This is a genomic window from Spirabiliibacterium mucosae, from assembly GCF_014884965.1.
Taxonomy (GTDB): domain Bacteria; phylum Pseudomonadota; class Gammaproteobacteria; order Enterobacterales; family Pasteurellaceae; genus Spirabiliibacterium; species Spirabiliibacterium mucosae.
Genome location: NZ_JABTBO010000018.1, coordinates 37,256 through 48,288, shown reverse-complemented (window position 1 = coordinate 48,288; position 11,033 = coordinate 37,256). Strand labels below are relative to the sequence as shown.

9 protein-coding genes and 2 pseudogenes are annotated in these 11,033 nt (G+C 46.3%); 5 read left to right on the top strand and 6 right to left on the bottom strand.

What is annotated here, in order from left to right; translation table 11 throughout:
* Window positions 1–81: 81 nt before the first annotated feature.
* The 4 genes and pseudogenes from HPC37_RS07835 to wecB all read right to left on the bottom strand — a co-directional run bounded on the left by HPC37_RS07835 (window position 82) and on the right by wecB (window position 4,775).
* Window positions 82–1,824: a glycosyltransferase family 2 protein gene (locus tag HPC37_RS07835; protein WP_208122601.1), complete on the bottom strand. Its 1,743-nt coding sequence runs from the start codon at window positions 1,822–1,824 to the stop codon at window positions 82–84.
* Window positions 1,814–2,194, bottom strand: coding sequence for a hypothetical protein (locus HPC37_RS07830; RefSeq protein WP_208122600.1), 381 nt, complete (start codon window positions 2,192–2,194; stop codon window positions 1,814–1,816). The genes HPC37_RS07835 and HPC37_RS07830 overlap by 11 nt, the downstream gene beginning before the upstream one ends.
* Window positions 2,195–2,359: 165 nt before the next feature.
* Window positions 2,360–3,566, bottom strand: a pseudogene (gene wecC / locus HPC37_RS07825) (UDP-N-acetyl-D-mannosamine dehydrogenase).
* Window positions 3,567–3,653: 87 nt separating this feature from the next.
* Window positions 3,654–4,775, bottom strand: coding sequence for a non-hydrolyzing UDP-N-acetylglucosamine 2-epimerase (gene wecB, locus HPC37_RS07820; RefSeq protein ID WP_208122599.1), 1,122 nt, complete (start codon window positions 4,773–4,775; stop codon window positions 3,654–3,656).
* A gap of 153 nt (window positions 4,776–4,928) precedes the next feature.
* Here wecB and HPC37_RS07815 point away from each other — a divergent pair, with 153 nt between their 5' ends.
* The 3 genes from HPC37_RS07815 to HPC37_RS11090 are packed head-to-tail and all read left to right on the top strand — an operon-like array spanning window position 4,929 to window position 7,140.
* Window positions 4,929–6,173, top strand: a complete 1,245-nt coding sequence (locus HPC37_RS07815) for a capsule biosynthesis protein (RefSeq protein WP_208122598.1) — start codon at window positions 4,929–4,931, stop codon at window positions 6,171–6,173.
* Window positions 6,170–6,967: a DUF1266 domain-containing protein gene (locus tag HPC37_RS07810; RefSeq protein WP_208122597.1), complete on the top strand. Its 798-nt coding sequence runs from the start codon at window positions 6,170–6,172 to the stop codon at window positions 6,965–6,967. Before HPC37_RS07815 ends, HPC37_RS07810 begins: the two co-directional genes overlap by 4 nt.
* Window positions 6,968–7,005: 38 nt before the next feature.
* Window positions 7,006–7,140: a hypothetical protein gene (locus tag HPC37_RS11090; protein WP_282435400.1), complete on the top strand. Its 135-nt coding sequence runs from the start codon at window positions 7,006–7,008 to the stop codon at window positions 7,138–7,140.
* A 49-nt stretch (window positions 7,141–7,189) separates the two neighbouring features.
* Here the strand turns inward: HPC37_RS11090 and HPC37_RS07805 are convergent, their stop codons facing one another.
* Window positions 7,190–7,528, bottom strand: a complete 339-nt coding sequence (locus HPC37_RS07805; protein ID WP_208122596.1) for a carboxymuconolactone decarboxylase family protein — start codon at window positions 7,526–7,528, stop codon at window positions 7,190–7,192.
* A 125-nt stretch (window positions 7,529–7,653) separates the two neighbouring features.
* Between HPC37_RS07805 and HPC37_RS07800 the strand changes: the two genes are divergently transcribed.
* Entirely contained in the window at window positions 7,654–8,544 is an 891-nt protein-coding gene (locus HPC37_RS07800) for a helix-turn-helix domain-containing protein (protein WP_208122595.1), read from the top strand.
* On the opposite strand, the pseudogene HPC37_RS07795 reads toward HPC37_RS07800, so the two are convergent.
* Window positions 8,531–9,081, bottom strand: a pseudogene (locus HPC37_RS07795) (nitroreductase family protein). The gene HPC37_RS07800 and the pseudogene HPC37_RS07795 sit on opposite strands and share 14 nt — an antisense overlap.
* Before the next feature lie 79 nt (window positions 9,082–9,160).
* Between HPC37_RS07795 and sppA the strand changes: the two are divergent.
* A complete protein-coding gene (gene sppA / locus HPC37_RS07790; RefSeq protein ID WP_208122594.1) occupies window positions 9,161–11,023 on the top strand; it encodes a signal peptide peptidase SppA in 1,863 nt (620 codons plus the stop codon).
* Window positions 11,024–11,033: the final 10 nt, after the last annotated feature.

Genomic DNA, 11,033 nt, shown 5'->3' with positions numbered 1-11,033 from the left:
GGCTCATGGCGTTTGATTACCTGTCAACATCAAAGCAATAAGGGGTCTGAAAACTCTGCGACCCATTTCATCTGTGGATATTTAGATTTTAATTAATGCGGCAGCAAAATGAGATGCAGGCCACATTGCTCGACTATAAATTTTTTCATAAATAGGACGACGAGAAAGCAATCTAGCTGTTTCAACAAAGGCTTGCTCTGCAAATTGCTCTATTCCATTCCAATTTGAGAAAGTTTGTGCACATTTAAGCTCAATCATTTTACCTACAAACGGTAAAGAAATATTTAGCAAATTGGCATCTTTAGACCGAACTTTGTCCATGCTGTTATAAATAACATCAACCGTTTGCTCCATATTTCTTACCCGCTTACCCATAACTACACCTGAGGTATCTATATACGGGGCATAGCAATAGGATATTATCAATGCGGTTGAAAATTGAGCATTAATTTCTCTAATAACACTATTGTTGACTTTTAACTCGTCAACTAGCAATTGGAAATCTGGAAATTCTTGCGGATATTTGCTTAGATAACGTTTAACAAATCCTGCTTGAGCATTAATCTTACTTTGTACAAAATCAGCAATAATTTTTACAGGTGCGTTTTTCAGTAGTCTAATGAGCTCTGAAATTACCATTAAACGCTGACGAACATTGAAATCAAATGACTCTTTCTGTCTTGATACAGAATTTTCACGTAATACTCGATAGTAAACGGCATTTTCCAACTCTTCTACCACTTTCACCCTAGGCTGGAAGCGACTTATTAGCTCTGACCAATAAACAACATCTTCTCCACTACGTAATTCACATAAATAGGATACTGCCTTTACCATATGAGCTGGCGCAAGTTTGCAAGCATTCATTGTTAGTGATGATGAGACATCACTATATTGAATATCTTCTTTAAGTAATACTTTGCCTAACTGTTGTGTGATAACTGTTGGAAGTGTCTTGCCTTCTGGTGAAACATCAGTCACTCCAGTTAATACAACTGAATAATAGTCAGCAAGAGAATAAAGAGATGTCAAATAACTTTGGCTTACATAGTCATCATCATCAATAAATGTAGTGTAATTATAAGATGACTCAGAAACAGCAAGATTCCTCGCATTGGCAACGCCCGCTTCTTGTATTTGCAAAATTCTAATATTAGCCAGAGGATGCTTACGTTTGATTTTTTCAAGTAAGATATTTGTTCCATCAGACTCGCCATTTATGGCTATCAATAGCTCATAGGAATCTTTGGGAAAGTCTTGATTCAAAAGTGACTCTATACACTTCCTTATAGTGTTTACCCCTTTATAAGTAGGAATAACGACTGAAACTCCTTCTTTGTAAGTCGTAATACCAACTTTATTACTCAATTGTATTTTCGCATCACCACTATCCCAAGTCTGCAATCCAATATCAACTGAGCGACATGTTTCAGGGAGGATTAGTAAAACTTGATCGAATTGTCTAGGATCTGTATTCAAATAAACATAAGACTTGTTTAAAGCTTTACTAAAAGGATAATCCACTACTGGATCCAATATTCTTCCATCTTTGTCACGAAATGAAAAGAAAAGTAGGGCTTGTTTAGGTTTAGGCTGATTGCTAAATATGTCAATAGAAAGTACTAATTCAACCACACCATCTCCACATGAGATAGTGTGCGTTATAGGCTCTCGACTTAACTGTTGTGACTCATCTTGGCTAAGCTTAATAAATTTTTTCCCATCAATTTTAGGTGTTAGCCATTGAAAAACAGGTTTTCTTTTATTCCATTGCGCAAAACTAATTTTAGGTACATTTACATGATCTGCTGGGTTAAAAACCAATTTTTGCCGAACTTTTTATTTTTCGCTCACCTATCAATGAAAAAATAGTTTTTATTAAATGCCTTAAGCCTCCTGGATTTTTAAAAGCAAATATAATGGCGTAGCCTAAACGAAATGACATTGAGTTCTCATAACTCAATACTTTATCTCTAGCTTTGAGCTCTCTTACCAACAGCTGTTGTTTTTCAGCATCAAAGCGACTGTACTCTTGCTTATAGAAAAGCAACTCTTTTTTAAGATTTTGAATCTCGCTATTTAAACTAATATTCTTATTTTCTAATCTAATATTTTTTTTATCTAAAGTACTTAATTGTCTTTTTAAAGAAAATATTATGCCGTCTGAGAGATAACCTTTTGATGAGTCAGCCATTTGGTATTGACACGAACTATTGTCCAGCTCAGATAATTGCCCATGTGAACTGCCAAGCGTATTCAGTTTTGCTATTTTTGAAGCAACTGAACTTTTTTTTGTTGCAGCTGTTTTTTTCTTTTTTTACTCATCGTCATTTATGCCATCAATTCTATAGTTTAGAAATTAATTCCAAATACCTTTTGTATCTACTACACATGCAGAAGATTTGAAGCATGGCTTGCCTTGCATAAACTCTTTATGATTAACAAGCAGTACTGCAACATCAGCCTCTTTTAAACTATTTTCATAAGATATCAAACGAATTTCCTTTCGCCATGGTGTTCGGTGCCTTCGTGGTAATTTGGTTCAACGGCATAAACCTGATTTGGATAGAGATCCATTAGTTTTCTGTAATCATCAAAGCTGGGCTTTCGCGCAAATCGTCAATATCAGGCTTAAATGCTAATCCATAACAGACAATTTTCATCTCTTCTGGTTTTTTACCTGCCTCGTGAGCTGCTTTTTTAACCGCACTTTGCACTTGCTCAATAACCCATTGCGGCTTACCATCATTAACTTCACGCGCTGTACGAACCATCTTAGCCAAATCTGGCGTTTTATCAACGATAAACCATGGATCTACAGCAATACAATGCCCACCTACACCACAACCAGGTTGTAAAATATTGACACGCGGATGACGGTTGGCTAGTGAAATAAGCTCCCAAACATTGATATTTAATCGATCGGAAATGAGTGATAATTCATTAGCAAAGGCAATATTTACATCACGAAAAGCATTTTCTGTTAGCTTACTCATTTCGGCAGTACGTGCATTGGTTTTTAACAATTCACCTTCTACAAAAATTTTGTATACTTCAATAGCTTTTTCTGAGCATGCATCTGTAATACCACCAATAATCCGATCGTTTTCAACTAATTCACGAATAACTTGCCCTGGTAGTACTCGTTCTGGACAATAGGCTACATATACATCTGGTGTTGCATTGCAACCCTCTTTAGGAAAGGTAAGCTCGGGGCGAGCACTTGATAACCACTCAACCAGTTGTTCAGTCGTGCCTACTGGTGAAGTAGATTCCAAGATAATCACGTCACCTTTTTTCAAAACAGGTGCCAATGATTTAGCAACTGCCTTGATATAGCTCACATCTGGCTCATGATCACCTTTAAAAGGCGTAGGAACTGCGATCAAAAAAGCATCAGCTGGTTCAGGCGATGTCACAGCACGCAAAAGGCCGTCTGAAACCGCTTTTTGTACAATCTCTTCCAATCCAGGTTCTACAATATGAATTTTACCTTGATTAATAGTATCAACTGCATGTTGATTCACATCAACACCAATAACTTTCACACCGCGCGATGAAAACATTGCAGCCGCTGGTAAACCAATATAACCCAACCCAATAACCGAAATTACTTTTCTGACGTTGACATTACCGCCCTACTCCTAACTAAATTAAACATTCATTTCCAATAACGCTTTCACAATTCTTTGTGAAGCCTTCCCATCGCCATAGGGATTTTTTGCTTGAGCCATTTCTTGATATGCTTGCCCATCATCAAGTAATTTGACCACCTGCTCTACAATCGTATCACGATTAGAACCTACTAGCCGCACCGTTCCTGCTGCAACAGCCTCTGGTCGCTCTGTTGTATCTCGCATAACCAAAACAGGTTTACCCAATGAAGGCGCCTCTTCTTGAACACCACCCGAATCGGTTAAAATGATTTTTGCTCTACTCATCAAATAAACAAAAGGCAAATATTCCTGCGGATCAATCAAATAAATATTACCTGAATTGGATAACACTTCAGTTAGCGGCTGACGCACATTAGGATTCATATGCAAAGGCAATACAAACTGTTTATCAGGATATTGCTCAGCCAAGTCTTTAATAGTCTGTGCAATATTTATAATACCTTGCCCATGGTTTTCACGACGATGAGCAGTGATCAAAATCATATCGTTATCAGATTGTAAAAAAGGAAACCGCTCTTGCATCAACTGCTTATAGGTTTCCGTTTGCAATTTTTGGTTGGTTGCCAACAAAGCATCAATCACCGTATTACCTGTTACAAACACATCAGCAGCAGCTATATTTTCTTTCAATAAATTATTTTTTGATTCTTCTGTAGGCGCAAAATGTAATCGACTCAACACAGTCGTTAAACAACGATTTGCTTCCTCAGGCCAAGGTGAATACAGGTTTCCAGTTCTTAATCCTGCCTCGACATGCGCCACTGCAATTTTTTCATAGAATGCTGCTAAACTCGCTGCAAACGTTGTAGACGTATCACCATGAACCAATATAAAATCTGGGCGATACGATTTTAATATAGCTGTTAGCCCTATCAAAATATCGCTTGTAATGCTTTGCAATGTTTGCCCAGCTTTCATCATATTCAAGTCAAAATCAGGAACAATTTCAAACAGATTAAGGACTTGATCAAGCATTTCTCGATGCTGCGCTGTTACACAAACTTTGGATTCAATTTGAGGAAATTTATTTAATTCTTTAACCAACGGCGCCATTTTAATGGCCTCTGGTCTTGTTCCGAAAATTACAAGAAGTTTCACTTTTTATTCCATAACCAATGCATCTCACTTGCGCATAATGATACACCTGTAGCAAAAAAATCAATTACCAATAAAATTTATTGCTAATCAATTTATGGAGTTATACTATAAAAAGTACATTATTTTCAAAAGCTTTTATGGGGTATAGTGCGCATGTTTCAGCACAATTTAGATGACCTGCTTGCCAGTGGTGAGCGCTTTTTGCTTTTGCAAGGGCCGATTGGGCATTTTTTCAAAACCCTGGCGCAGTGGCTTGAGCGCCAAGGTAAGCAGTGCACTAAAATCAATTTCAATTATGGTGATGAGCACTTCTTCCCCCCAGGTTATGCCAGTGAGGTGATCAGTTACACTTCAACCCTTGATCATTTTGAACAATTTTTGAGTGATTTGGTGCAGCGCAAGCAAATCCAAAGCATCGTCTGCTTTGGCGATAACCGTTATTATCACGTTGTGGCCAAGCGCATTGCCACACGCTTTGATTTGACCTTTTGGGCCTTTGAAGAGGGTTATTTCAGGCCGCACTTTATCACGCTGGAAAAAGACGGCGTGAATGATTTTTCCACTCTGCCGCGCACGGCGGACTATTATTTAACCCACGGGGCAGATTTGCCCATGCCCGATGAGCCAACGCCTGTGGCCTCGGGCTTTTGGCCAGTGGCGCGCCTTGCCACGCGTTATTACACCAAAGCCTACTGGAATCGGCAAAAATACCCGCATTACAAGCACCATCGACTGCTGAATATCAATTATTACATTCGCTTGTGGGTCATCTCGGGCATCAAGCGCCTGCGCTATTGGCTGGAAGATGCCAATTTTGCCAAGCGCGTTGAGCGCGGTGAGTTTGGCGAGTTTTTTGTGCTGCCGCTGCAAGTCTACGACGACAGCCAAGTGCGGGTGCACAGTGATTTTGCCACCGTGCAGGACTTTTTAACCCATGTGCTCACCTCATTCGCCGAGCACGCGCCTGCGCACTTGCGCTTGATTGTCAAACACCACCCGATGGACCGCGGCTTTGTGGATTACAGCAAGGTGATCAAGCAGTTCAAGCAGCAATACCCCGCGCTCAAAGGGCGGCTTTTTTATATTCACGATGTGGCGATGCCCGTGTTTTTGCGCCACGGCAAGGGCATGGTCACGCTCAACTCCACCAGCGGGATCTCAGCCTTGATCCACACCATGCCAGTGCTGACTTTGGGGCGCGCGAGCTACAACATCCCAGGGCTGACCTATCAAGGCGCGCTGGATGACTTTTGGGCCAACCCAGGCCAGCCCGATGCGCAGCTGTTTTCTGCCTTTCAGCGGCTGCACATGAACAAAACGCAAATTAATGGCAACTTTTACAGCCAAGTGCTTTTGCGCACACCGTATAATTCACCCTCACCTTCGGAGCAGTCATGAACCTCAAGCAGCGCTTGTTTTTAAAGCAATTTAATTTTTTGATGCCGTTGTTGGCGTTGTTGTTTTTGTGTTATTTCACCTTTGTTTCCCCCTCCCAGAGCCTGCCACGCTGGGTGTTGATGATTGGGCTTGTGATTTTGGGGCTTTATACGGCGTTTAAGGTGTTTTTGAGCCTGTTGTTTGTCAAACGCGCCAGCCAGCCGATCGGGCAGTGTTTTTTCGGCACGTTGAAAACAAGCCAACCGCACTTTGCCCTGCAAAACACAGCCGAAGAATTTGCCGCGCTGGCGCAGAGCTTTTATGATGTCACGCTGATTTGCTCAAATCAAAACAGCGCGCTGATTGAGCTTGAGCGCAACCCGCAGTATGCGCTCACGGGCACCGATGCGATGTACCTCAACGCCCTTGAGGGCATGAAGCCCAATGACGCGGGCACAACAGAGCTGAAAGCCCTTCTGCAAACTTCATGGAAGGTGACCGACAGTGCCAGCGCGATGCAGGCGATGCAAGCGCTGTGGCAGTCAGTGCTGCGCCAAGAAGAGCAAATGATAAGCGCCATACCGCACTTTGCGAAATACGACCGCTGCCTACGGGATTTTGGCTATCAAGTCAATGAGCGCGATCGCAAAGTCAACTCCGCCGGCTCCGAGCTGGTGCGCTTTATTTGGCTCACGCGCGCGTGCTTTACCCTTGGCTTTGTCAAAGAGCAAGAAGTGCGCAATATGCTGCGCGCCGCGGCGGTGTATTTGGCGGGCAATTCCAAACCTGGCAGCAGCTGGCCTATTCTTACTTAATCACTTTTATTGATTGGGCAGCGCGCGCCAAGCTTGATGTGCTGGCCTATTCATTGGTGAAGCAGCGCATTCACTGCGTGCGCCAACTGTTTGACAACCCCCACAGCCCACTGCAAGGCAAAAGTTTAGATGAACTTCGCGCCTTTATCCTCGCCCAAGGAGAGAAAGCCTAGGCATAAAAAAACCGCACTTTGCAAAGTGCGGTTTTGTTTTTAAGCAACATTATTTTTGCTCTTCGAATGCTTCCAGCGCACGCAGTGAGTAAGTGTACGCCGCGCCTGCGTTGAGGGCGATGGCGGTGGCCAAGGCAGCGGCCACTTCTTCTTCACTCGCGCCTGCGTTCACCGCTTCTTGCGCGTGGACAGAAATGCAGCTTTCGCAGCGGGTGGTCACGGCCACAGCCAGGGCGATCAACTCGCGGGTTTTGGCATCCAGCACGTCGCCTTCAGCCGCGGCTTTGCTCAGCGCGCCGTAGGCTTGCAGCATTTTTGGGTGTTTTTGGCCTAATTTGCCAAACGCTTTTTTCACCAAGGCGGTGTGGTTTTTCCAATCTGTAAACATAATTTCTCCTTAACTTAACTAAAGTGATTCACTTCGTGATTGACTGAGGGTATTATTGATACTTTAGCGCAATAATTCTTGCTCGATAGTATCAACTTTTGGTTTTTAATTCAAAAAGGGCCGCTATGGATTATCTCGACAATTTGATTCAGCTCGCCGACGTGCGCGGGGAGATCAACGTGCTTTGCCGCTTTTGTGGCGAGTGGCAGGTGCAGCAAGCCGCCCAGCCGCGCGGCGTGTTTCACATCATCACCCTTGGCCAATGCCAAGTGCAAATCGGCAAGCACCGCCACACGCTGCAAAAAGGCGATATTCTCTTCTTCCCCAACGGGCTTTGCCACCTGCTCGGCACACAAACGCAAAGTGCGGTCGCAAGCACCACGCAAACGCGCAGCCACGGCTTGTTTGAGCTGCACCAAAGCGGTGAGGAATACGATTTTGAGATGTTTTGCGGCTATTTTGACTACACCCAAAGCGCACTGCTGCCGAAAGTGATGCCCGATTATTGGATTCTCTCCGGCCAAGAGGCGGTGACGATGCCTATTGTGATGATTTTGCAGCAAGAGGCACGCGCCCAGCTTGGCTCGCACGCCATCATCAACGGCGTGTGCCATGTGCTGCTGACCTATTTAATCCGGGATTATATTCGCCGAGGGGACGCGCTCGGCCACAGCATTTTTGCCGCACTGCAAGACAAACGCCTGTTTCACGCCGTTGATGCAATGCTCAAGCTGCCTGAAAAGCCGTGGAATATGGTCAAACTCGCCGAACTTTGCGCCATGTCGCGGGCTAACTTCATTCGCTTGTTTAAGCAGAAAACAGACACCCTGCCCGGTAAATTTTTGCTTGATCTACGTATGCAAAAAGCGCAAATGTTGCTGAAAAACACCAATAAATCGGTGCTCAACATCGCGCTCGAAGTGGGCTATCAATCGGAATCACACTTTTCCAAAGTGTTCAAAACTCACGCAGGGGTGTCACCCAGCCGCTACCGCGCGCAGACTAAAGATAGCTGACATACTCCGCCACATTGTATTCGCGGCCATTGTCTAGCTTGTTCTCCGCGGTGCCGATCATCACCAGCGCGATGACTTTGTCGTGCTCGCTGCAGCCTAATGCTTCGCGCAGTGCGCTGCCCTCGACCCACGGGCCTGTCACCCACACGTTGTCAAACCCCTGCGCGTTGGCCGCCAGCTGCAATCCGTAGGTCGCACAACCGGCGCACAGCATTTGCTCCCAGCCAGGCACTTTGTCGATATCAGGGTTGATTTTCGCCACCACGGCCACCATCATCGGCGCGCGGTGCGCCACGCTGTGGGCTTTGGCTTTGCGCTCTTCCCCAAGGTTGAGCTCATCAACGGCGTCGCTAAGCAGCGCTTCAAGCTTGCCTTGGGCGCGCTCATCAATCACCACAAAACGGTAGGGCTTGAGCTTGCCGTGATCGGGCGCGTGCATCGCGGCTTGGATCATCTTTTCCAGCTGCTCGGCGTTGGGCGCAGGGGCGGTGAGTTTTTGTTTGAGCGGCGTTGCAGCAAGAGATCCAAGGCGTGCATTTTTTACTCCTTCAAGCTAGGTTTTCACAAAATTATTGATACAATATACCCCATTTTCAATCAATCACTAAGGAATTTTATGCAAGCGATCCTCTCACTGCTGCGCTTTTTTTGGCGTGCGTTGTGCTTTGTGCGCGATCTGGTGCTGAACGTATTTTTCGTGCTGTTTGTGTTGTTGTGCTTGAGCGTGACCGCACTTTTTGTCCGCGGTGGCGCCGATGTTGCCGAGCCTGCCGGCGCATTGGTGCTCAACCTTGACGGCTTTTTGGCCGACAACCGCCCCGTGCGCGATGTGATGGGGCTGATAAACGAGCTGGATGAGCGCAGCGTACCACGCCAAATTTCCACCTTTGATGTGGTCAATGCGCTGCAAACCGCTGCGCGCGATGAGCGCATCAAAGGCGTGGTGGTTGACCTCAACAACTTTGTCGGCGGTGACGTGCCCTCACTGGCGTTTGTTGGTGACGCATTAAACGGCATCAAAGCCGCAGGCAAGCCCGTTTACGCCATGGCGCACAGCTACAGCCAAAAACAATACTGGCTGGCGAGCTTTGCCGATAAAATCTTCCTCAACCCCGCCGGCGAAGTTGGCCTGCAAGGGATTGCGGCCAATACGCTGTTTTTCAAATCCCTGCTCGACAAACTCGAGGTGACGCCGCACATCTTCCGCGTCGGCACCTACAAAGCCGCCGTTGAGCCGTTTATGCGTGATGATATGTCGCCTGAGGCGAAAGCCAACACCGCACTTTGGCTCAACCAATTGTGGGCGAATATGCAAGAGACCATCGCGCAAAACCGCCAAATCGATCAAAGTGCGGTTCTGCCAGCGCCTGAAACGCTGATCGCCAAGCTCAAAGCCCACGGCGGCGACAGTGCGCAATATGCCTTAAAGGCCGGCCTTGTCACCGAATTGGCCGATGATGCCACTATTAATAAAACGCTCGTGGGCGTATTTGGTGAGGGCGACGAGGGCAAATTTGAGCAGATTTCCCTGCAAGATTACGTCAGCCTGCTGCCAAGCCGTTTTGACTTTGAGGCCGAGAATAAAATCGCGGTGGTCAACGTTGAAGGGGAAATCATCGACGGTTACAGCACCAATCAAGCCGTGGGCGGCGACAGCGTGGTGGAACAACTTGAACGCGTTGGCCGTGATGAGAGCGTGAAAGCGCTGATTTTGCGCGTCAACTCGCCAGGTGGTAGCGCCTTTGCCAGCGAATTGATTCGCCAGTCCGTCAACGCACTCAAAGCCAAAGGGCTGCCAGTGGTGGTGTCGATGGGCGGCATGGCGGCCTCGGGTGGCTATTGGATCTCCGCCGGTGCGGATAAAATCATCGCCAGCCCGAACACGCTCACTGGCTCCATTGGCATTTTTGCCGCGTTTTTCACGCTTGAAAATTCGCTTTCCAAACTTGGGGTACACAGCGATGGCGTGGCCACCAACCCGCTCAGTGAAATGGCGCTGACCAACGCCTTGCCCAAAGCGGCGGAAGATTACATCCAGCTCGGTATTGAGCACGGCTATCAGCAGTTTTTAAACATTGTGGCCACAGGGCGCAACATCACCCGCGAGCAGGCCGACAGCGTGGCGCAAGGCCAAGTGTGGCTGGGGCAAACCGCACTGGAGAAAAAGCTCGTGGATAAACTCGGGGATTTCAACACCGCTGTTGATGAGGCCGTCACGCTCATCAACGCCAAGCGTGCGCAAGCGGGCCTGGCCAACGCCGAGCACGTCAAGGTGCAATGGTTTGTCGAGCAAGACGACAGCCTACTGGGCAAATTGTTAAGCGACGGCCAAGCGAGCGTCAAACAACTGGTGCTGCGCGCCTTTGGCATCACGCCGCAATCACCACTGGGGCAGGCAGCCGCACAATTGGGCACGTTCAATCAATTCAACGACCCGAAAGGGCAATACCTCTACTGCCTTGACTGCGGCGTGAAATAACACCAACCGC

What these genes read in the sequence shown, in the direction of transcription:
- HPC37_RS07830 (WP_208122600.1), bottom strand. Translation starts at nt 2,194, where the DNA reads ATGGCTGACTCATCAAAAGGTTATCTCTCAGACGGCATAATATTTTCT.
- HPC37_RS07815 (WP_208122598.1), top strand. Translation starts at nt 4,929, where the DNA reads ATGTTTCAGCACAATTTAGATGACCTGCTTGCCAGTGGTGAGCGCTTT.
- HPC37_RS07810 (WP_208122597.1), top strand. Translation starts at nt 6,170, where the DNA reads ATGAACCTCAAGCAGCGCTTGTTTTTAAAGCAATTTAATTTTTTGATG.
- HPC37_RS07805 (WP_208122596.1), bottom strand. Translation starts at nt 7,528, where the DNA reads ATGTTTACAGATTGGAAAAACCACACCGCCTTGGTGAAAAAAGCGTTT.
- HPC37_RS07800 (WP_208122595.1), top strand. Translation starts at nt 7,654, where the DNA reads ATGGATTATCTCGACAATTTGATTCAGCTCGCCGACGTGCGCGGGGAG.
- sppA (WP_208122594.1), top strand. Translation starts at nt 9,161, where the DNA reads ATGCAAGCGATCCTCTCACTGCTGCGCTTTTTTTGGCGTGCGTTGTGC.